Raw genomic sequence first — 21,159 nt, 5'->3', positions numbered from 1 at the left:
TCAGTGATGGAGTCTCACCAGTCGACGGCCGACCAAGGTCTGGCTGCTGCGGTGGCGGCTCAGGCTGATCTGGTCTCGGCGCAGGCCTCGCTGGCCTCCGCTCAGTCGGCTCAGCAGTCTGCGCAGGCCGAGTACTCGAGACAGAATCGTGTGTTCCAGCAGTGGGGATCTGCACCGTCTGATCAGGTGCCGTCGGGGTTGAGCGTGCCGTCGGGGTCTGTGGTGCGCTCTCTGTACCGGCAGCAGCAGGACGCCGCAGGCCGTGTCGGAGCAGCGTCGGCCCAGGTCGGTGACGCGCAGGCCCGGCTGGATGCGGCCAGGCGACTGGTGGCCTCTGCGAAGCAGTCGTACCAGGAAGATGCACACACCACGGCCGGGCGTTTGCAGGCCGCGACCGAGCACGCGATCCCCGCGGACTCCTGGTGGGAGAAACTCACCAACTCGGATGCGTGGAAAGTGCTGGTCACGGTCGCGACGGTCGTGGTCGTCGTCGCCGCGGTGGCGGGGTTGTTCCTGTCGGGGCCTGCGGGGTGGATCGCTGCCGGTATCGCGTTCGGTGCCGGGGCGTTGCTGACCGCTGACGATATCGCGGAATACGCGAAGGGCAACATGTCGACCGGGCAGTTCCTGCTGGCGTTGGGGTTGAACTTCATCCCGGGCGGCGCGATCGCCAAGGGAGGAAAGGCGCTGGCTAAGGGAGTCGGTGCGATCGCCCATGGCGCGGGCAGAGTGGCTGCCGCCTCAGGTCGTGTCGGGCAGGCCGCGACCCACGCCGCAGACACTGTTGTGTCCGGGTCGAAGAAGGCGTGGAGTGCCGCCCAGCGTGCGGGGGATCGGGTGTCTGCCGCGTCGCAGCGGGTGTGGGATGGTGCGAAACGGTCGGTGCGCACCGACCCGATCTATCAGGGCGTGCTCTCCTCGGGCAAGCGTGCGATCGACAACGTCACGGCTCTGCTGGCCCGCGCGAGTGGGCGGCCCTCTTTGGCACACGCCGGTGCCGGCGCCGAGCGGTCAACAACACGGGTCACCGGCGACCTCCGTCACGGAGCACACGCCAGACAGGCCACCACCCCAGACACCGGCACCGGAAACGGTTCCCACGGTCATGGAGGCAGTCAGCCCAGTCTTGGAAACGGCCAGCCTGGGCATGGTGATGCGGCGGACTCTGTGGATGCTCCGAGCGTACATGAGACCGGGGGCGATCATAGCCCCGAGCGCCAAGTTGAGGCTCACCCTGATGACGACAGCAGTCATGCCACGACCGAGTCCTCGACAGCAGCAGACGGCTCGGATGACGTTCGGCAAGGCAGCGAACTCGAGTCTGCTGGTGACAGTGATCAGATCACGCCAGAGCACGCGGAAGAGCCTGCTGAAGTGACGTCTGGGCCATCGGATGCGCTCCCAGCGGAGCATGGCTACTCCGAAGGAGATATCGTTGGTCATGATCGAACGTATCTGATGGCGGATGGCAGTGATCATGTGGCTTCGTTCCCTCCTGAGCAGTTGGGACAGTCTCGTGTCACGGACGAATTGCTCGACGCGCATAATGTGAGCAGAGAGACATTCGTTGATTTGGTGAACAAACCCGTCACTGAGCTGACTGCGGCGGAGCGTGACGTACTGATCTCGGTGAGGGAGGATCTCATGCCACCAGTCGATGGGACTGTGTTTCAGAAGGTTCTCCAGCAACCTCATTTTGATACTGACCCCGTAACTGGTGAGCTGCAGATTTCGTTCGACGGCACGGCGGGTAAGATGATGGCCGAGGACGCTTCGACTATTGGTGGTTCGGTTACGGTAGCCTCTGATACGGCACACCTTGCCACTGTCGCCGAGATTGATCGCGGTCTGCGCCTTGACTATCAGGGCACGAGCTTCAGCCCCAATGACCAATCGGTGTTCGCTTTACGATTCAAAGTTGAAGATGCTGACATATCTTCTTCACTGCATAGTTCCATGGGCGGATCCGGGCGGTCCGATCAATGGAGCGACCCCTATACAGGCAATGGGTTCACGAAAGCCGCTGATAGCATCATCCCCGAGTATCATCTAGGGAAGGCAGACATCCAAGAAGGTGCTGAGATCTGGGAAATTCTGTACGACGGATCTCAGCGGCTGACGGCTGTTTTCAAGAACGACAGATGGTTGACGGAGGTCCACATATGAGTGGAATCCCGACTACCTGTACATTGTACGAGTACCGAGGTGAGAGGTATGAGGCACTGCCTGGAAGTGAGGATTTTGCGCGTCTGAAAATTGCCAGTGACACGGATCATTCCGCGTTTCCAGACGCCCTTGAGTTCGGCCATTCGAAAGGTCGGGACTGGGTAGAGGTTCCGCGCAGTTCAATTTCTCATCGCTTTAGGCGCACCGTGACCGGGCTTTGGCGTGGAGCAGAAGTTGATGTCTGGGAACTCCATGCTTCGGGCTGGCACGAGGGAAAAGTCACTTTGGCGTATGAGGGGTCGTCTCCGGAGGAGGCGTTGGCGTTGGGGTTCAGGGGTGACCAGTATATGGGGTGGTATGTGGCGGCGGATCCTGCCGAGGTTGAGGTTACGGATGTCACGATCACTGAGCGTCCTCTGAAGGCTGGGTCATGAGTGGCGTTGTGGTGCAGAAGTTGCTGCATGCGGGTCTTTCGCGCATGGTTTTGCATGAGGGATACGATCGGGTTGCTGGGTTCGTGGTCGAGGCTGCTGCCGCTGCGACTCTGGATACGCCTGAGAAGCTGCTGTCTGGGTATGGTTTTGCTGGTGATGAGCCTGCGACTGTGGATGTTGTGCGTTTTCTCGTACCGCCAGGGGCTCGTGTCTCGGCTCCGGTTGACGAGTCCAGGCCGTGGCCGACGTACGAGAACGGTTTTCTCAGGCCTGTTGACGGTGCGTTGGTGCCGGTGTGGCAGGTGAGCTACACGCGGTGGCCGGCAGGTGCCGAATTGTGGCGAATCCACACTGATGGAATCCAGGAGCAGGTGTCCTGGTATCGTGGTGCGGCATTGGGATGGCACGGCGTGCCAGTCTGGCGGCCGCCTTCGCGTTGGGTGGGTTGTCGGGCGATGTGGCACGGTGCTGAGTATGCTGCGGACGTTCGGGGCGGCCAGGTGGAACTGACGGCAGTAGAGCAGCCGCCTTCAACCGCCTGCTGGCAGCAGGTGCGTGCCGGGGTCTGGACGACGACGGTTCCTGTTGAGGATACCGAGATATTCGAGTTGCAGTTCACCGGCACGTATCAGGGTATTCCTGTTCGCATCGTCGACGTACACGGGGCAACTGGCACGGTCATTCTCCAGACGAGCGACCCGCGGGCCGCAGCCACGGTGAATGCGACCATGATTGATCCTGGTGTGTTCCAGGTGCCTGCCGTCGATCTTCGCGAAATCGAGCAGACACGGCTCGCCGCTCGGCAATGGACACCTGTTCCAAGCAAGTAGCACATGTGCTGTCTTGATCAGCAGCACAGGGGATCCCGCTTTGAAGGCTTGGCAGGATCGCCCACACCAATCAAAGCTGAATGGCAGGGGCCGTGAAGCTGGCATGCTCCCTGGTTGGTGGGGTCGAGCGTGTGGACACTGACCGGCTTCTCCTGCCGGCGTCAACGGTGATGGGTGAGGTGGGCTCGTGCCGGGCCAGGTGGATCGGATCGGGTGGTGTTGGTGGTAGCGTGCCTGGTGATGGTGGGAGCAGCCGCCAGTCAGTGGAGTGGGGGCAGATGGGCATGTCGGCGGTATCGAATGGGGCGTTCGGCGCGGTGGGCAACACCGGCGTCTATCTCGCCACGACCGACCAACAGGACTGGTCCGTTCAAGGAGCAGCAGCAGCCGCGGCCGGCGGCGCCGTCGCAGGAGCAGCCGGAGCACAAGGCGGACACCTCGCCAAACACATAGAGGGTCCGAGGTGGCAGGGAGCTGTGGAGTTTGGTGTGCCTGCTGCTGCGGAGGTTGCTGGCAGTCTGGTGCAGGCTGGGCTGGACGATTCCGACGAGGGGTATGGTGTGGATGACGGTCTTTTGGATGCGGTTGGTGGTGCTGCGTTGGCGAAGTTCCCGGGTGCTGAACAGCTGACCTGGTCGGGGCGGCCGTCGTGGGGTGCGCATGTCGGTGCAGCCTATGCCGGCGAACATGCAGGCCTGGGCGTCGACGCGATCAAGTACGTCATCGAAGAAGTCACCCAACCTGACCCCGAACCGGCACCCGCCCCATCATCTGAAGCAGCTGCTCCTGGAGACGCCCAGTGACGGCGGAGGACGCCGGACAGCAGAGTCCACCAGCTTGGCTAAGGATTATCTCGTAGGTGACACTTGTCTGTTTTGTCGTCTCAGTGGCGGTAGTGGTCTACGTGCCCACACAAGTGCCACTGACGACCACCATCGAGGGCGGGGTGCGCCACTTCCGCGGAGGCGCCCCACTCCCAGCCCTGCTCATCCCCCCGTACGTGCTGTGGCAACTGTGGAGAGCTGCTCGGAAAACCAGGGGGGACAAGTGAAGTTGCTGAGCCTATTGGTGAGCGTACTGGGCGGCATCCCTTTCACACTTGTGTTGGGTGCGGGCCAGGTGTATCTGGGTGTTGCGTTTTTGCGTGCGGGTGGTGCGCTGGGGTGAGTTCGGCCTCGACGGCTGATCAGGGTCTGGCTGCTGCGGTGGCTGCACCGGCCGGGCAGGTGCCTGCTGGGTTGTGTGTGCCGTCGGGGTCTGTGGTGCGTTCGCTGTTCCGGCAGCAGCAGGACGCCGCATCCCGTGTCGGGGCTGCGTCGACTCAGGTCGGTGACGCGCAGGCCCGCCTGGATGCGGCCAGGCGTGCGGGCGTGCCGTGACCGTGACAAGGCGTTTGGATGATGCTGCGAACAATGGGCTCTACCGTTCAGTGGGGTCCTCCAGACGGCAGTATAGTGCGTCTGATGTTCGGTTCTCACAGAAGACGGTTTCGTTCAAGAAACCGTCAGGTGAGACCTATGATGACATCGTGGCGAGCATGCAGCGGTGTGGATGGCGTGGCGACAGGGTTGATGTCGTTCGGCAACCTGATGGTCGCATCACGAGCGTCGACAACACACGGATCACAGCCGCGAGAGAAACCGATACCACGGTCGAAGCAAGAGTACACAAACCGACAGACGCGATTCAGAATAGTGGCACTGCGCAGCGACTACAGAACCATAAGACGCACGAAGATGCCGCCACTTGGGGCGAAGGCGTGACCAATCGTATTCAGAAACAGGGAGCTTCGTGGTCTCGGAACCATCCGTTAGGGTCAGACACCTTGCCGAGGATCACCGGTAGACCTCATGGGTAGAATAAGACGCGAGTTATCGTCCGAGGAGCGAGAACGGCAGATGCTCGCCTCGATACCTGCGGGTTTTCGTCTCCCCGAGCAGTTCATTAAACAGATTGCACGAGACCCATTGCCTGACCTCGATCCGTGGTTCTTTACCGCAGCGCTCGAGGGGAATCAGTCGTTTTACGTTGAAGTTGTGCGTGAGCAGTTTCCGTACCGTGCGTTGGTTCCATTTGCGGTCATGAATGGTACTGATGATGTGTTTTGTTTTGATGGTGCTGATCTATCTGGCGATCCGGCGGTGTTGGTGATTCATACGTTTTGTGATCCGGGGTGGGAGTATCGGGGGCATTGGCCGAATTATGCGGCGTGGTTGGAGCGTGCGGAGCAGTTGCATGCGTTGTTCGTCGCGGATGATGACCGGTATCTGGAGTGGGATGTGCCGTTGTACGACGAGGCGTGGAAGGCGCCGCCGCGCCGCCGCAGGTGGTGGAGGCGGTCATGAGCGGGGTGAACCGGCTGCGCCTGTCTCAGCTGCTGACGCAGGCGCTGAGGCATGTGCCCGGCGAGTTCGGGCTCGTGCTCGACGACCAGGGGTGGGCGAAGCTGCCTGACGTGGTCGCTGCTATCGGCCGGGCAGGTTTCACGAGTGTGGAAGATTCCACGGTGCGTGATCTGGTCGCCCGTCAGACGAAGACTCGTCTGGAGATCAGCGGGGATCGGATCCGTGCCGCGTACGGGCATTCGTTGTCGACGGTCGTCGATCACGTTGTCGTCTCGACACCACCTCCGGTACTGTTCCACGCGACGTCACCCGAGGCGTGGGAGCACATTCTCCGGGAAGGCCTGAAACCGATGGGGCGGCAGTTCGTGCATTTGGCCACCAGCGCAGAACAGGCCATGATCGTGGGACGACGCCACGCCCAGCGACCGGTCCTCTTGCGCATCGACACTGCACGTGCGGCAGGCCACGGCGTGCAGTTCAGGAACGGGTCCGATAGCGTCATTCTCACCGATTACGTACCCGCAGATTGCATCGCCGCCGACTCCTGACCACTGCCGACCACAGCCCCGCATGATGGTCTGTCGAATGTTGAGCGTGTGGATGCTCAGTACGTGTTGCCGGGCTTCGTGTCGTCGGGGGCGCCGGTGTCGAAGAAGGCCAGGCGGCGGTTTCGCAAGGTGTTGCCGCCTGGTGTGCTGCAGGGAACGCCCAGTGATGGCGGGAACGTGAAGGAATGGAATCCCGGCCTGCAGCCTCCGTCGGAATACGCTCCGGTGAGCACGGGAGCCCCTACGCCTCCACCTCAGACCGGTCGCCCGACCAGAGCGTGTGGAACGCACCGGGGCGATCGATGCGCCCATACGTGTGCGCCCCGAAGAAATCGCGCTGGCCCTGGATCAGCGCCGCGGGCAGGCGCGGTGAGCGCAGCCCGTCGAAGTACGCCAGCGAGCTCGCGAACGCCGGCACCGGGATGCCACCCAGGGTCGCATGGGCGACCACCTGCCGCCATGCCGCGTGGGTGGCATCCAGCGCAGCCGCGAAATAGGGTGCGGTGATCAGCGACACCGGAGGCTCGTCGGCGGCATAGGCCTCGGTGATGGTGCCCAGGAAGCGGGCCCGGATGATGCACCCGCCGCGCCAGATGCGCGCGATCTCGCCCAGATCGATCTGCCAGCCGTACTTCTCGGCGCCTGCGGTGATCTCGTCGAAGCCCTGCGCGTAGGCCACGATCTTGGAGGCGAACAGCGCCAGGCGCACCGCCTCGATGAAGGCATCGCGGTCGGTGACCCCGAGCTCGCCGGTGGGCTGACCCTCGGTGAAACGCGCCTGGGCGGCCTCGCGCTGCGCGGTGCGGCCCGAGAGCCCGCGGGCGAACACGGCCTCCGCGATGCCCGTGACCGGCACGGCGAGGTCGAGTGCGTTCTGCACCGTCCAGGTGCCGGTGCCCTTCATGCCGGCCTGATCGGTGATCACGTCGACTAACGGCCGCCCGGTGGCGGCGTCGACCTGGCGCAGCACCTCGGCGGTGATCTCGACCAGGTACGAGTCGAGCTCGGTGGTGTTCCACTGGGCGAACACGTCGGCGATCTCGGCCGGGGTGAGCCCCGCGCCGCGCCGCAGCAGGTCGTAGCTCTCGCCGATCAGCTGCATGTCGGCGTATTCGATGCCGTTGTGCACCATCTTCACGAAGTGCCCGGCGCCGTCGGTGCCGACATGCGTCACGCACGGCTCGCCGTCGACCACAGCGGCGATGGATGCCAGAATCGGCCCCAGCGTCGCATACGACTCGTCGCTGCCACCGGGCATGATCGAGGGGCCGTTCAGTGCGCCCTCTTCGCCGCCCGAGATGCCGGCGCCGACAAAGTGGATGCCGTGCTCGCGCACCGCGGCCTCACGTCGAATGGTGTCGGTGAACTGCGCGTTGCCGCCGTCGACGATGATGTCGCCGGGCTCGAACACTTCGACGAGCTCGTCGATCACAGCATCGGTGGGGGCACCCGCTTTGACCATGATGATCGCAGTGCGCGGCCGCTGCAGGCTCGCCGCGAAGTCGGCAACCGTCTCGGCGGGCACGAACGCACCCTCGTCACCATGCTCGGCGACCAAGTCTCGAGTGCGCTGGGCGGTGCGGTTGTACAGCGCCACCGTGTTGCCATGCCGAGCGAGGTTGCGGGCCAGGTTGCTGCCCATGACCGCGAGGCCGACCACGCCGATGTTGGCGGTCGGGCTGGCGGGTGCTGAGAAGGAGGTCGTCATGGGCGGCAGTCTATCGCAGCCCGGCCTGCCGCCCCCGGCTACACTGGAGGCATCTCGTGCGCCCTCGTGCCGCCGGGTGGAGTGCCGGGAAGCCTGGTCGGCAATCGATCCGTCGACGGCGAAAGGCACCATGTCACAGCACACCCCTACACCCACTCCCACACCCTCCCGACTGCGCGCGGCCGCCCCTGGCCTGGCCCTGATCGTCGCAGTCATCGCCGCACTCGCGCTCGCGAACTCACCCGCGGCCAGTCGCGTTGCGGCCATCGAAAGCTTCGATTTCGCCGGGCTCAGCCTTGCCCACTGGGTGTCTGACGGCCTGCTGGTCGTGTTCTTTCTCGTGGTGGGCATCGACCTGCGGCGCGAACTCACCCACGGCAGCCTGGCCACACCAGCTCGTGCAGCGGTGCCCGTGCTCGCCGCGCTCGGTGGGATGCTCGCCCCCGCGGCCGTCTACCTCGCGTTCAACCTCGGACCGGGTGGGCATCCGCATGGCTGGGCGGTGCCCACCGCGACCGATATCGCCTTTGTCGTCTCGCTGTTGGCGCTCGTGGCACCAGGAGTCTCGCTCGCCGCTCGCGCGTTCGTGCTCGCACTCGCAGTGGCTGACGACCTGTTTGCCATCATCGTGATCGCGGTCGGCTACTCTTCGGGCATCGCGCTGGGCTGGCTGGGCGTTGCAGTGCTCGGGCTCATCGGGTTCGTGGTGCTGCAGCGGCTCGGCGCGGTGTGGGCGGCGCTCGATCTGCTCGCGCTGCCCGTTGCGGTGCTGGTGTGGTGGGCCACCCTGCGCTCGGGCGTGCACCCGACCATCGCGGGGGTCGCGCTGGGGATTGCCGTGCGGCCGGATGCTGCCTCGCGCATCCTGCGCATCGCATCGCCGGTGGCCACCTGGCTGGCGGTGCCGTTGTTCGCGTTCGTGAGCGCAAGCGTGTCGATCAACGCCGACGGCCTCGCCGGTTTGACCGGTGACCCCGTTGCACTTGGCGTGTTCTTCGGGCTCGTGGTGGGCAAGCCGCTGGGCATTCTTGCGGTGGTGTGGCTGGTCAGTCTGGTGCGGCCGGATGCCCGAATCGCCTCGTGGGCAGACCTCACGGTGGTCGGCCTGTTGGCTGGTGTTGGCTTCACCGTGTCGCTGCTGGTGGCCGGTCTTGCCTTCGACGGGCAGGTGCTCGAGACCGATCGGGCAACGCTGGCGGTGTTCGCCGCCTCACTCGTGGCCGCGCTCGCAGCCGGCGCGGTGCACGCCGGGCAGCGGCGGCGTCGTGTTTCGTCACATTCGCTTTCGGCGCGGTGAACGCTCGTAGCATGTGCAGTGCGTGAGACAGCGTTGCTATTCAGACGTCGCCGGAACCGAGAGCCGACGGAGACTGATGGGGGAGGCCCCGCTGAATCGCGCGCCAACCTGCAGACTGGCGGTGGTCGACTTCGGCTGCCGCCAGAGCTGTTTCTGCGCCAGCACTGCAGACATTTCGCGGCACGTTACGCTGCGGTACACCTGATGTCACCGGCAGCGGGTACAGTTCGTGCCAAGCGGGGGCTGACACAGAACAAGGAGACCAAGATCATGAGCACACTCGGCGCAAGCGGCATTGAGATCTTTCCGTTGGCATTCGGCGGCAACGTCTTCGGCTGGACGGTCGATCAGCAGGGGGCGAACACCCTGCTCGACCAGTTCACCGCCGGCGGTGGCAATCTGATCGACACGGCTGACGTCTACCCGGCGTGGGCACCGGGGCGCGTGGGCGGTGAGTCTGAGAGCATCATCGGCGAGTGGCTGAAGGCCAAACGTCGCGACGACGTGGTGATCGCCACCAAGGTCGCCAAAGATGCCAAGCGTCCGGGGTTGGCGGCAGCGAACATCGCCGCCGCGGCCGATGACTCGCTGCGCCGGCTGGGCACCGACCACATCGACCTCTATTACGCACACGAAGAAGACCCGAACACACCCATCGAAGAGTCCGCGGCGGCCTTTGATGCATTGGTCACCGCTGGCAAGGTGCGTGCACTCGGTATCTCAAACTTCACTCCTGAGGGCACCCAGGCGTGGGTGAAAGTCGCACGCGAGCATGGCTGGGCAGTGCCGGTTGCGCTGCAGCCGCACTACAACCTCGTGCACCGCAACGACTATGAGGCCGATCTGGCGCCGATCGCAGTGCGCGAAGACCTCGCGGTGCTGCCCTACTGGTCGCTGGCGTCAGGGTTCTTGACCGGTAAGTACCGCACTCCGATCCAACAGGGCGACTCACCGCGTGCCGGTGAAGCTTCGAAATACGCGGTGCCTGCCGGGCTCGCGGTGATCGACCGTCTCGACGAGATCGCGCAGGCGCACGGTGTGGCCATTGCCACGGTGGCACTGGCCTGGCTGTTGGCCAAGCCACAGATTGTGGCCCCGATCGCCTCGGCCTCGAAACCCGAGCAGATCCAGGGGCTGCTCGACGTGGCCACCACCGAACTCACCGCTGATGAGGTGGCCGCTCTCGACGAGGTTTCCACTTGGCGCGGCTGAGCCGCTAGACTAGGCGAGAACTTCGGCGAGGGCTGAGGTGTGTGCCAGCCATCTGGTGCACATCGGGGCCGTTATCGACGCAGTGAGTGGGCCATCCCGCCCTCTCCTCGCGCGTGAGTGCTTGAGTTGAGACAAATAACCGGCGGGTGCGAGAGCATCCCACCAAAGGAGAACATCATGGCTGAAAAAGCCGAACACGACGTCCATTCATTCGTCGCCACCGTGCGCGAGAGCTTCGGCAAGGGCGCTGCCCGCCAGCTGCGCCGCGCCGAGCAGACCCCCGCGGTCATCTACGGCCACGGCACCGAGCCCAAGCACATCGCGCTGCCCGCTCACCAGCTGAGCCTGGCGCTGCGCACCGCCAACGCCCTGCTGACCGTCGACATCAACGGCGACGAGAACTTGGTGCTCGTCAAAGACGTGCAGCGCGACCCGGTTCGCCGCATCATCGAGCACGTTGACCTGCTGGTCGTCAAGCGCGGTGAAAAGGTCGAGGTCGAGGTGCCGCTGCACCTCGAGGGCGAGTCGATCGGCGGCACCATCGCCGAGCTCGACATCAACGCCGTGCTGCTGCGCGTCGAGGCCATCGCCATCCCCGAGCGCGTGCTGGTCAACATCGAGGGCGCCGAAGACGGCACCCAGATTCACGCCAAAGACCTGGTGCTGCCCGAGGGTGCCGAGCTGGTCACCGAAGGCGACGCCCTGATCGTCTCGGTGTTCACCCCGAGCGCCTCTGACCTGGGTGACACCGCCGACGAGCTGGCCGTCGAGGCCGCCGAGGCCGAGGCTGCTGCTGAGGCTGCTGGCGCAGGTGACGCTGAGTAACGGTGTCTGACACCCCCTACCTCGTAGTCGGGCTCGGGAATCCCGGGCCCGACTACGCGTCTACCCGGCACAGCATCGGCCACATGGTGGTCGAGCGCCTAGCCGATGACATCAGCGCAGGCGCTTTTCAGCGTGACAAGCGCAACAACGCGTTCGTGGCCACCGGCCGCACGACGGCGGGCAAGCTGCTCGTCGCCCGGCTCGGCAGCTTCATGAACACCTCGGGTGGGCCCACTGCAGCGCTGCTCGGCTACTACCGCATTCCCATCGATCACCTGATCGTGGTGCACGACGACCTCGACCTGCCCTTCGACACCGTGCGCATCAAGCACGGCGGCGGTCACGGCGGCCACAACGGCCTGCGCGATATCATCGCGGCCACGGGCAGCCGCGACTTCACCCGCATCCGATTCGGCATCGACCACCCCAGCGGCCGCCAGCCCGTCTCCGACTACGTGCTCAAGCCGTTCTCGGCCACTGAGCGCAAGACCCTCGATGACGTGATCACCACCGCTGCAGATGCGGCGCTCACCGTGGTCACCGACGGCCTGACCCAGGCGCAGCAGCGATTTCACGCACCACAGGCCAAATGATCTCCTCCGTACTCTGCCCGACCGCGCATCCTGAAGGCCGCCATGTCTGAGAACACCCAGCCCGCATCTGTCACCCGCGCCGCCGCGCTGGCGGATGCGCTGCGCCAGGCCGACGCCTTCGACGCGGTGCGTGCCGAGATCGACTCGTCACAGGTCAGCGTGGTCGCGATCGAACGACTGCGCACGGTGCTCACCGCGGCCATGATCGCCGAACATGCCGGCGCATCTGGCGGGCAATACCTCGTGGTCACCCCGACCGGTCGTGAGGCCGACGTGCTGGTGCGAGCGGTGCACGAGTACCTGCCCACGGCATGGGTGCGCGAGTTGCCGGCATGGGAGACGCTGCCGCACGAGCGGCTGAGCCCCTCACCGCAGGTGACTGGTGCCCGGCTCGATGTGATCCGCGAGGTCAGCGACTGGCGCCAGGCGCGCCAGACTGGCACAGCGGCAGGCGTGCAGGTGGTGGTCGCCAGTGTGCGCGCAGCACTGCAGCCGGTCTCTGACAACCTTGCGAACATCCGCCCCATCGAGCTGACCGTGGGCGAAGAGCACCCGCTCGACGAGCTGGCGCACCGCCTGGTTGAACTGGCCTACGCCCGCGTCGATCTGGTCACTCGTCGTGGCGAGTTCACCGTGCGCGGCGGCATTCTCGACGTGTTCGCGCCCACCGCCGATCTGCCAGTGCGCATCGAGCTGTTCGGCGACGAGGTCGACACCATCAAACAGTTTCACGTGGCCGACCAGCGCACTGTGGGCGAACCGCTTCAGCACGTGTCGATTGGCGCCAGCCGTGAGCTGCTGCTCACCGAGCACGTGCGCCAGCGCGCCGCCGAGATGCAGCACGAGTTTCCCAATCTCGCGGGCATGCTCGAGAAGCTGGCCGAGGGCATTCCCGTCGAGGGCATGGAGTCGCTCGCTCCTGCTCTCGACGATCATTTGGTGCCGATCACCGATTACTTTGCGCCGGATGCGGTGGTTGCGGTGCTCAGCCCAGAGCGGGCGCGCAGCCGGGCCGAGAATCTGGTCGCCACCAACAAAGAGTTTTTGCATGCGGCGTGGAGCGCCGCAGTCGCCGGTGCCGATGCCCCGATCGATCTGAGCGCCGGCGAATACCTCGACCTCGATGCCCTGCGCAAGGCGGCCAAACCTCGCTCGTGGTGGCAGATCTCGCCTTTCGAGGCGGCGCCGGGTGAGCCAGAAGTGGTGGCACCGGCCACGGGTGTGCAACTCGCTGGCCGTGCCGTGCCGAGCTTCGCCGGTGACGCGAGCGGGGCCATCCGTCATGTGCGCAGCCTGCTGGGCGAGGGGTGGGCGGTAGTGGTCGCGGCCGCAGGTGCGGGCACCGCGGCGCGTGCACTGCAGCTGCTGGCCGATGAGGGCATCCCGGCTGAGGCCGCCGTCGACGGGTGGCAGCCAAAAGCAGGCTTCGCGACCGTCGTCGTGGCGGATCTCGCCGAGGGGTGGGAGCTGCCCGGGCCCAAGCTGGCACTGCTCACCGAGGCTGACTTCTTCGGGCGCGCGGCCGCATACAGTCAAGGGCAGCCCAAGAAGCTGGCCAGTCGGCGGCGCAACACCGTCGACCCGATGCAGCTGAAACCGGGCGACCTCGTGGTGCACGACAAACACGGCATCGGAAGGTTCATCGAGATGACCAGCCGCGAGGTCGGCACCGGCCAGGCGAAGCACCAGCGCGAGTATCTGCTCATCGAATACGCGCCCAGCAAGCGCGGGCACCCGGGTGATCGGCTGTATGTACCCACCGATCAGCTCGATCAGCTCACCCGATATGTCGGCGGCGAAGAGCCCGCGCTTTCGAAACTCGGCGGTTCTGACTGGTCGCGCACCAAGGCCAAGGCGCGCAAGGCCGTGCGCGAGATCGCGGTTGGGCTGGTCAAGCTCTACGCCGAACGCGCGCAGGCCAAGGGCCACGCGTTTGGGCCCGATACCCCGTGGCAGCACGAGCTCGAAGAGGCGTTCCCGTTCGCTGAGACGCACGACCAGCTGCAGACCATCGACGAGGTCAAACGCGACATGGAGCGCGAGATGCCGATGGATCGTCTGCTCGCCGGTGACGTCGGCTTCGGCAAGACCGAGGTGGCAGTGCGGGCCGCGTTCAAGGCCATTCAAGACGGTTACCAAGTCGCGATGTTGGTGCCCACCACACTGCTCGCGCAGCAGCACGCCGAGACTTTCGCCGAGCGCTATGCCGGCTTTCCGGTCAAGTTGCGCACGCTTTCGCGATTCCAAACGCCGAAAGAGAGCGCAGACACCATCGCCGGGCTGGCCGACGGCACAGTCGACATGGTCATCGGCACGCATCGAATCCTCAGCAAACAGGTGAAGTTCGCCAAGCTCGGTCTGGTCATCATCGACGAAGAGCAGCGCTTCGGTGTCGAGCACAAAGAGCGTCTCAAAGAGCTCAAGACCAACGTCGACGTGCTGTCGATGAGTGCCACGCCGATTCCGCGCACGCTCGAGATGGCAGTCACCGGCATCCGCGAGATGTCGACGCTGGCCACGCCGCCCGAGGCACGGCATCCGGTGCTCACTTATGTGGGCGCGTACAGCGATCGCCAAGTTGCGGCGGCCATCCGCCGCGAGCTGCTGCGTGAGGGCCAGGTGTTCTACGTGCACAACCGCGTGGGATCAATCAGCAAGGTGGCTGCGCATCTCGCCGAGTTGGTGCCCGAGGCGCGCATCGGGGTGGCGCACGGGCAGATGCACGAAGCCGAGCTGGAACGCGTGATCGTCGACTTCTGGGAGCACAAGTTCGATTTGCTGGTGTCGACCACGATCATCGAAACCGGCATGGACATCCAGAATGCCAACACGCTGATCGTCGACGATGCTCAGCGCTATGGCCTCTCGCAGCTGCACCAGCTGCGTGGGCGCGTGGGGCGTGGGCGCGAGCGGGCCTACGCGTACTTCTTGTACGACCCAGAGAAGACGCTCACCGAGACGGCGCACGACCGGCTCGAGACCATTGCGGCGAACAACGAGCTCGGCGCCGGCATGCAGGTCGCCATGAAAGACCTCGAGATTCGCGGTGCGGGCAACCTGCTCGGCGGCGAGCAGTCGGGGCATATCGCCGGCGTCGGCTTCGATCTCTATCTGCGCATGATCGGCGATGCGGTCAACACGTTCAAGGGCGAGAACACCGACGAGCAGGTCGAGCTGCGTCTCGAGCTGCCGGTGGATGCGCACATCCCCACCGCGTACGTCGACTCGGAGCGTCTGCGTCTCGAGGCGTATCAGAAGCTGGCCACGGCGTCGAGCCCCACGGGGCGGCCCGGGGCGATCGATGCGGTGGCCGAGGAGTTCGTCGACCGGTACGGCGCCCTGCCGCCAGCGGTGCGCAACCTGTTCGCGGTCTCGCGGCTGCGCCGGTCGCTGGCCGGCAGCGGTCTTGCCGAGGTCACGGCCATGGGCGGGAGGCTGCGGGTCGCACCGTTGCAGCTCAGCGACTCATTGCAGGCGCGTCTGCGTCGCCTCTACGGCCAGGCCAAGTACCTGCCGAACGGGCAGGGGTTGCTTGTGCCCATCCCGACCGAGCTGTTGGCCCAAGACGACGCCGAGCCGCTGGTCGATTGGGTGCGCAAGCTGTTGGTGGCGCTCGAGATCATCGAGCGGGAGCCTGCGGCAGAGCAGAGCTGAGCTTGCTGCGTGGGCTGCCGCGCGTTCGTTGGTCAGGGTGTGTGCTCGTTGGTCACCGGTGGGGGGCTGTGGTGACCAGCGGCAGTGCATGCTGGCGAGCGAGCGCGCGTTCCGTGCACTGGGTGAGCCTGCGGGGTGGCGAGCGCGCGCCTCAGCCCTCAGACACGCCGATCACCCCGGCGTCGGCACCCGCCTGCTCTGCGGCATGAATCTCGTCGGCGAATCCGCGCAGGGTGGTGCGCAGCGCACGCTCTGAGTCGAGCCCCGCAGCCTTGGCCGACGCCACGATGGCCAGCAGCAGTTTGCCGAGGTCGTCTTCATCCGTCACCGGCACCGCCCCGGGCACGCTTGCATCGAGCAACCCGAGCTTGTGCGCACGCCCGATGAGCTTGTCGGCCAGCGAGAGGGCAGGCAGCGCCTGGGGAATGCCATCGAGCACGCTGGTGCGTGAGCTCTTCTCGCGAGCCTTGGCAGCATCCCAGATGCCGACCACATCGTCTGCGGTCTCGGCCACTGGTCGGTTGCCTTCGGCATCGCCGAACACGTGCGGGTGCCGGGCACGCATCTTCTGATCAACGGCCCGAGCCACATCGTCGATGTCGAAACGCCCCTCGGTCTGCGCCAGCCGGGCATGAAAGAGCACTTGATACAGCACGTCGCCCAGCTCTTCGACCAGCGCCTGCGTGGCCTCGGGTGACCCGTCGTCGCTCTCGATGGCGTCGAGGGTCTCATAGGTCTCTTCGAGCAGGTACTTTGCCAGGCTCTCGTGGGTCTGCTCGCGATCCCAGGGGCAGCCGCCTTCGCGCAGCAGCTGGTCGACGGTGTCGACGAGCCCGTCGAGCGCGCTGCCGCCGGCAGACGGAGCATTCGAGAACAGCTGCGAATCAGACAATGCGGGTGCCCTTCTTCAGTGAGCGGTAGGGCAGACGGGTGCGGGCGGTGGCCCAGCCCAGCAGCACCAGAGCGAACACGAACTGTGCGGCCAACCCGTAGAACCACACCGGCTGCGTGCCGGCGAGTTGCTCGCGGGGGGTGAGGGTGTCATTGTTCCAGGTGCACTCGTTGACCGTCTCGGTAGGGATGGGCGAGGCCTGCGCCGTGCGCAAAGCCACCTTCACCCCGGTGAGCAGGTTGTCGGGGTAGCCGGGTGTGGCGCCGCCTGCGGCAGTGGTGAACCTGGCTGGCGTGGCATCGGCCACGATCACGAAGGGGTTGGCGGCGAGCACCGGCCACAGCAGGTCGGCGCGCTGATAGGTGCGCTGCTCGGTGACCGTGGTGCAATTGGCCTGACCCAGCTCTGAGGCGCTCTCGTCATAGGTCGACACCTGCACGTCGCGCGTGCTGGTCAGCAGGCTTGAGCCGATGCCGAACCCGAGCACCGTGCCCACCGACAGCAGCGCGATCACCAGATACGACAGTGCGACAGAGAACACCGAGCGGCTGAACAGCCCCGAGAATGCCACGCTCAGCGCAGCGAAGAACGCCAGCTCGGCGATCAGCACCACGACCGACACGAGCACTACCGGCCAGTCGACGCCGCCGGCCCACGCCGCGAACGCCAAGAACGGGGCTGCGGTGAGCACGAAGCCGAGCGAGGCGATCCACGCGGCGAATGCCTTGGCCCACACAATGGTGGATGCGCTGGCCGCGGTGGTCTGCACCTGTGTCAGCAGGCCGCTGGCTCGGTCGCCGTTGATCGACCCGCCACCGATGGCCGGTGTGACTATCGTGGCCAGAAACAGGGTGAAGTACAGAATGATCGAGTACAGCCACTTGCCCACCGGCTCGCCGGAGTTGGTGGCCGTGAAGTACACGCCGGCAGTCAGCCCGCCGATGGCGAGCACCCACAGAATCTGCAGCACGATCCATCCGATGCCGCGTGCGCGGGTGCGTAGCTCGAGTGCGATCAGGGTGCCCATCAGCGGTCTCCCTTGGTGTCGGTGGAATGTGCGGCGGCGCGTCGGCCACGTCGTCGCGGCTGTTCAGGAATCTCGACCTCGGCGGTCGGCGTGCGCGCGGTCTGCTCGAGCAGGGTCAGCTGCGACGGCTGTGGGCCGGTGCCGCTGAGCACGTTGTAGGTCTGCTCGATCAGGCTGGTCGCGGGTGAGAACGCGTGCACTGGCACCCCGGCGATCACTAGGCGAGCGAGCAACAGGTTGGCCTGGGCTTCGTCGTCGACGAACACCTCGATCGACTGGCTGTTCTCGTCGACACTGAAGTCGACGTCGAAGCGCTGCAAGGCTTCGAGCAGCGCGGCCGGGTCAAGGGTCTTGATGCGCCACAGTCGCGGCAGGGTCTGTGCCTGCTCGATCTCAGCAGCGGTGGCCGTGCGCCCGTCGTGCAGGTACACGACGTTGTCGGCGCAGGCATCGAGCTGGTCGAAGTCGTGGGTGGCCACGATGACCGTCTTGCCCTCTCCGGCCAGCCCGCGGATCAGGTCGAGCACCAGCGTGCGGTGCCGGGCATCGAGGGCCTCGGTGGGCTCGTCGAGCAGCAGCACCTGGGGGTCGTGCACGAGCGCACGGGCGAGCCCGAGCAGTTGGCGTTCGCCGCGCGAGAGCTGACGAGCCGGGGTCTTCGCCCGGTCGGTCAGATCGAGGGTGGCCAACAGCTCGTCGACCCGGGTGCGGCTCTCTGAGCGCGAATAGCCGTAGAGCCGAGAGAACGCCAGCAGCGTCTTGCGCACGCTGAGTCTCGGCCACAGGGCCACAGAATCGGTGAGCCAGCCGATTGATGTGCGAACATCCTGCGGCCGCACCACGGCGTCGATGCCGTTGATGCGCACGTCACCCTCTTGGGGGCGCAGCACGGTGGCGAGAACCTGCAGCAGCGTGGTCTTGCCCGAGCCGTTGGGGCCGACGATTGCCGTGACCTGACCAGAGCGTGCCGTGAACCCGACTCCGTCGAGCACCACGTTGCGGCGCCCGAACGAACGGCGCAGTCCGCTCACGGTCACGTTGCGCTCGGTGATCAGCGGCGCCACTTGCTCTTCGGGCTGCTGGGCAGTTTCGGCTTCGTCGAGGCTGACCGGCGTCACGACCAAAGGATGCGCATGGGCGGCCGCTGCCTCGGCCTCGGTTGCCGCAGCCTCGGCTTCGGCGGCTTCAGCTGCTGCGGCGACCAGTGACTCTGGCGTCTCGTCCACCGCTTCGGCCTCAGGCACTGCAGTGTCGGTGGCTGCGACCTTGGGGGCAGTGGGCTCGGCGTTGGCTGCCGTCGAAGCCGGGAAGTGGTCGGCAGCACCGCTCGCCACTGCGACTTCAGTCGCCGGCTCTGCTGCAGCGCTGGGTGCGCTGCTCTGGCTGGCGAGCACCGCAGTCGGTGGCTGCGTCGAGGCTTCGTCGCTGTTCTCTTCGGCAGTGCGATCGTCGGTATCGGACTTGGCGGCCTGCGCTTCAGGGGCAGTAGGCAGTTCATCGGCCGTCTGGCTGCTCGAAGTGGCAGGTTTTGCGGTGTCAGTGGTGTCAGTGGTGCCAGCCGGTGTGGTCTTCGCAGCAGCAGGCGCGGGCTCGACCGCTTTGGCGATCTGCGCCCCCAGCGCAGCCTCCTCGGCAGCGGTGGGGTTGGGCTGGGTCTGCGGCTGTGCCTCGGCCTCGGGCTGTGCGCTGGCGGTCGGCAGCGGAGCGATGCCTGCGCTGCTCGACTTGGTCTCGGGCAGCGGATCAGGCACTCCGGCGGGGCGGGCTACCCGCACTGCCTTCTGAATGCGCGCGGCGTCTGCGGCGGCCTGGCCGGCATCGTAGACCGGGCGGGTCTCGGGTGGAGTGGCCGACGAGGCGAACCCGGTGAGCACATGGCCGCTCTGTTCGGCACTCTCGGTTTCGACTGGCTCAGGAGTCGACTCTGAAGCCTGGGCTCCGGCCTCGGCCGCAGCCTCCGTCGACTTGGCGGGGGTCGGGGCTGATACCTCGGGGGTTGTTGGCTCTTCGGGGGCGCTGGGTGCAGCAGCATCGGCCGGCAGGGCAGCATCGGCCGCGCTCAGGTCGCCTTCGACCTGCTCGACGACGACCTCGGCCTCTTTGCGCCGGTGCCAGAAGCCTTTGCGCTTGCCCTCGTTGTCGTTGTTCGCCATGCTCATGCCCTCACGTTCATCGGCTCTCGTGGGCGGGGTGCGGCATCCTGAGTTCAGGGCCGTGGCTCCGCCCTTCTCAGCCTACGGTCGAGCGAGGCTTTGCGGGGCGTTTCAGCGCGGCGTGGCAGAATAGAGCACCATGGCCCAACAGATCACTCCGCCCCGCGGGATGCGCGACTTCCTGCCCGCTGAGAAGGCCCGCCGTGAGCGGGTGCTCGCCACGATTCTCGATACCTACCGTCAGCATGGGTTCACGCAGATCGAGACCCCGGTGCTCGAAGACCTCTCGCGCCTGACCTCAGGTTTGGGCGGCGACAACGAGAAGCTGGCCTTCCGTGTGCTGCGCCGCGGGCTCACCCCAGAGCGACTGCGCGAAGCCGCCGATACCGGCGATGAGAAGGTGCTGGCCGATCTCGGCCTGCGTTTTGATCTGACCGTGCCGCTGGCCCGCTACTACGCCAGCCACCATGCCGAACTGCCCAAGGTGTTCCGCGCCATCCAGACTGGGCCGGTCTGGCGCGCCGAGCGCCCGCAGAAGGGCCGCTATCGCCAGTTCGTGCAGTGCGATATCGACATTCTCGGCGAGCCGAGCGTGCTGGCCGAGCTCGAGCTCATCACGGCAACGTCAGCAGCGTTGGCGCGCCTGGGGCTGACCGGCGCGACCATCCGGGTCAACGACCGGGGCATCCTTGATGCTGTGCTGGCCGATGCGGGCTTTGCTGCCGCCGACACCTCACGCGTGCTGATCAGCATCGACAAACTCGACAAGATCGGTGCTGCTGGTGTGCTCGCTGAGTTGGCCGAGGCGGGGCTGGCTGCGCAGGCTGAGCGACTCGGCGTGTTCTTGCAGCGCGTCGAGCAGACCGGGCTGCAGTCTTTGGGCGAAGCGGGCATCGCCGAGTTGCTCGGCGACATCGAAGCGCCAGCTGCGGTCGAAAACCTTGTCACGATCGCTCGTGCGGTGGCGCAGAGCTCGCAGGCCGATCCGGCCAGCGCGCCCACGCTCGTGTTCGACCCCACACTCGTGCGCGGTATGGGCTATTACACCGGCACCATCTTCGAGATCTCGCATCCCGAGTCGGGCTCGTCGATTGGCGGCGGCGGCCGCTACGACGGCATGATCGGACGCTTCCTCGGCACCGACGTGCCTGCGGCGGGTTTCTCGATCGGTTTCGAGCGCATCATCGACTTGGTCGACGAGGGCGCCGACGAGGTGCCCGGCGGGCTGGTGCTGCTGGCCGATCGCGCCGCGCTGCCCGAGCACCTGATCGCCGTTAAGGCGCAGGCACTGGCCACCGGCCAGCACGCCCGTGTCGACGTGGTCGCCGAGCCCAAGAAAGTCGGTCGTCTGCTCGACGAGCTGGCCGCTCAGGGCTACACACATTTCGCGCGAGTCGGCGCCGAAGACCGGGCGTTCGCCGGGCTCGACGTGCGCTCGCTCGGGTAGGCTGGTTTCATCAAATCCTGACGCTCAG

At 65.8% G+C, this 21,159-nt stretch carries 15 protein-coding genes and 1 pseudogene; 12 read left to right on the top strand and 4 right to left on the bottom strand.

From position 1 onward, the window contains the following. The 6 genes and pseudogenes from G557_RS14085 to G557_RS0102930 all read left to right on the top strand — a co-directional run. Positions 1-2,166, top strand: a pseudogene (locus G557_RS14085) (hypothetical protein); the annotation flags it as partial. Between the two features lie 430 nt (positions 2,167-2,596). Then, positions 2,597-3,430: a hypothetical protein gene (locus G557_RS14190; RefSeq protein WP_051224284.1), complete on the top strand. Its 834-nt coding sequence runs from the start codon at positions 2,597-2,599 to the stop codon at positions 3,428-3,430. Between the two features lie 284 nt (positions 3,431-3,714). Continuing rightward, positions 3,715-4,233 carry a hypothetical protein gene (locus G557_RS0102945; RefSeq protein ID WP_156877053.1) on the top strand — a complete coding sequence of 173 codons (519 nt, stop codon included), beginning with the start codon at positions 3,715-3,717 and terminating at the stop codon, positions 4,231-4,233. A gap of 360 nt (positions 4,234-4,593) precedes the next feature. Further along, entirely contained in the window at positions 4,594-4,809 is a 216-nt protein-coding gene (locus tag G557_RS0102940) for a hypothetical protein (RefSeq protein ID WP_028244889.1), read from the top strand. A gap of 519 nt (positions 4,810-5,328) precedes the next feature. Continuing rightward, positions 5,329-5,775 carry a hypothetical protein gene (locus G557_RS11305; protein ID WP_051224282.1) on the top strand — a complete coding sequence of 149 codons (447 nt, stop codon included), beginning with the start codon at positions 5,329-5,331 and terminating at the stop codon, positions 5,773-5,775. Next, positions 5,772-6,323, top strand: a complete 552-nt coding sequence (locus G557_RS0102930) for an RNA 2'-phosphotransferase (protein ID WP_028244888.1) — start codon at positions 5,772-5,774, stop codon at positions 6,321-6,323. Before G557_RS11305 ends, G557_RS0102930 begins: the two co-directional genes overlap by 4 nt. 241 nt (positions 6,324-6,564) lie before the next feature. Here G557_RS0102930 and gndA read toward each other — a convergent pair whose 3' ends face one another. Then, the gene (gndA, locus tag G557_RS0102925) at positions 6,565-8,031 is read right to left on the bottom strand and encodes an NADP-dependent phosphogluconate dehydrogenase (RefSeq protein WP_028244887.1); all 1,467 of its coding nucleotides are present in this window, start codon (positions 8,029-8,031) and stop codon (positions 6,565-6,567) included. A gap of 130 nt (positions 8,032-8,161) precedes the next feature. Here gndA and G557_RS11300 point away from each other — a divergent pair, with 130 nt between their 5' ends. From G557_RS11300 to mfd, 5 genes are all read left to right on the top strand, one after another. Next, positions 8,162-9,328, top strand: coding sequence for a Na+/H+ antiporter NhaA (locus tag G557_RS11300; protein WP_051224279.1), 1,167 nt, complete (start codon positions 8,162-8,164; stop codon positions 9,326-9,328). A gap of 270 nt (positions 9,329-9,598) precedes the next feature. After that, positions 9,599-10,540 carry an aldo/keto reductase gene (locus G557_RS0102910; RefSeq protein WP_028244886.1) on the top strand — a complete coding sequence of 314 codons (942 nt, stop codon included), beginning with the start codon at positions 9,599-9,601 and terminating at the stop codon, positions 10,538-10,540. 177 nt (positions 10,541-10,717) lie between these two features. Beyond that, the gene (locus G557_RS11295) at positions 10,718-11,365 is read left to right on the top strand and encodes a 50S ribosomal protein L25/general stress protein Ctc (protein WP_036960370.1); all 648 of its coding nucleotides are present in this window, start codon (positions 10,718-10,720) and stop codon (positions 11,363-11,365) included. A 2-nt stretch (positions 11,366-11,367) separates the two neighbouring features. Beyond that, complete coding sequence (gene pth / locus G557_RS0102895) at positions 11,368-11,958, top strand: aminoacyl-tRNA hydrolase (protein ID WP_028244885.1); 591 nt, start codon at positions 11,368-11,370, stop codon at positions 11,956-11,958. A 42-nt stretch (positions 11,959-12,000) separates the two neighbouring features. Then, positions 12,001-15,612, top strand: a complete 3,612-nt coding sequence (gene mfd / locus G557_RS0102890) for a transcription-repair coupling factor (RefSeq protein ID WP_051224276.1) — start codon at positions 12,001-12,003, stop codon at positions 15,610-15,612. Between the two features lie 151 nt (positions 15,613-15,763). Here mfd and G557_RS11290 read toward each other — a convergent pair whose 3' ends face one another. Genes G557_RS11290 through G557_RS13240 form a run of 3 tightly spaced genes read right to left on the bottom strand, consistent with a single transcriptional unit; the run spans position 15,764 to position 19,684 of the window. Beyond that, positions 15,764-16,504: a nucleoside triphosphate pyrophosphohydrolase gene (locus tag G557_RS11290; RefSeq protein WP_051224272.1), complete on the bottom strand. Its 741-nt coding sequence runs from the start codon at positions 16,502-16,504 to the stop codon at positions 15,764-15,766. Further along, complete coding sequence (locus G557_RS0102880; RefSeq protein WP_036960367.1) at positions 16,497-17,531, bottom strand: ABC transporter permease; 1,035 nt, start codon at positions 17,529-17,531, stop codon at positions 16,497-16,499. Before G557_RS0102880 ends, G557_RS11290 begins: the two co-directional genes overlap by 8 nt. Further along, on the bottom strand, positions 17,531-19,684 hold the full coding sequence (locus tag G557_RS13240) for an ABC transporter ATP-binding protein (RefSeq protein ID WP_169337734.1): 2,154 nt from the start codon (positions 19,682-19,684) through the stop codon (positions 17,531-17,533). Before G557_RS13240 ends, G557_RS0102880 begins: the two co-directional genes overlap by 1 nt. A gap of 139 nt (positions 19,685-19,823) precedes the next feature. Here G557_RS13240 and hisS point away from each other — a divergent pair, with 139 nt between their 5' ends. Beyond that, positions 19,824-21,131, top strand: coding sequence for a histidine--tRNA ligase (gene hisS, locus G557_RS0102870; RefSeq protein WP_028244882.1), 1,308 nt, complete (start codon positions 19,824-19,826; stop codon positions 21,129-21,131). The last annotated feature ends 28 nt before the right edge of the window (positions 21,132-21,159 follow it).

Origin of the sequence: Pseudoclavibacter soli DSM 23366 (assembly GCF_000423505.1) — a bacterium.
Classification (GTDB): domain Bacteria; phylum Actinomycetota; class Actinomycetes; order Actinomycetales; family Microbacteriaceae; genus Pseudoclavibacter_A; species Pseudoclavibacter_A soli.
The sequence above is the reverse complement of the archived record's forward strand: the minus strand, read 5'-3'. Positions and strand labels throughout refer to the sequence as shown.

Excerpts from the sequence above, each read along its gene's own strand:
- G557_RS13240 (WP_169337734.1), bottom strand. The coding sequence starts at position 19,684 with ATGGCGAACAACGACAACGAGGGCAAGCGCAAAGGCTTCTGGCACCGG.
- G557_RS11305 (WP_051224282.1), top strand. The coding sequence starts at position 5,329 with ATGCTCGCCTCGATACCTGCGGGTTTTCGTCTCCCCGAGCAGTTCATT.
- G557_RS11300 (WP_051224279.1), top strand. The coding sequence starts at position 8,162 with ATGTCACAGCACACCCCTACACCCACTCCCACACCCTCCCGACTGCGC.
- gndA (WP_028244887.1), bottom strand. The coding sequence starts at position 8,031 with ATGACGACCTCCTTCTCAGCACCCGCCAGCCCGACCGCCAACATCGGC.
- G557_RS0102945 (WP_156877053.1), top strand. The coding sequence starts at position 3,715 with ATGTCGGCGGTATCGAATGGGGCGTTCGGCGCGGTGGGCAACACCGGC.
- G557_RS0102930 (WP_028244888.1), top strand. The coding sequence starts at position 5,772 with ATGAGCGGGGTGAACCGGCTGCGCCTGTCTCAGCTGCTGACGCAGGCG.
- G557_RS11295 (WP_036960370.1), top strand. The coding sequence starts at position 10,718 with ATGGCTGAAAAAGCCGAACACGACGTCCATTCATTCGTCGCCACCGTG.
- mfd (WP_051224276.1), top strand. The coding sequence starts at position 12,001 with ATGTCTGAGAACACCCAGCCCGCATCTGTCACCCGCGCCGCCGCGCTG.
- hisS (WP_028244882.1), top strand. The coding sequence starts at position 19,824 with ATGGCCCAACAGATCACTCCGCCCCGCGGGATGCGCGACTTCCTGCCC.
- G557_RS0102910 (WP_028244886.1), top strand. The coding sequence starts at position 9,599 with ATGAGCACACTCGGCGCAAGCGGCATTGAGATCTTTCCGTTGGCATTC.
- G557_RS0102880 (WP_036960367.1), bottom strand. The coding sequence starts at position 17,531 with ATGGGCACCCTGATCGCACTCGAGCTACGCACCCGCGCACGCGGCATC.
- G557_RS14190 (WP_051224284.1), top strand. The coding sequence starts at position 2,597 with ATGAGTGGCGTTGTGGTGCAGAAGTTGCTGCATGCGGGTCTTTCGCGC.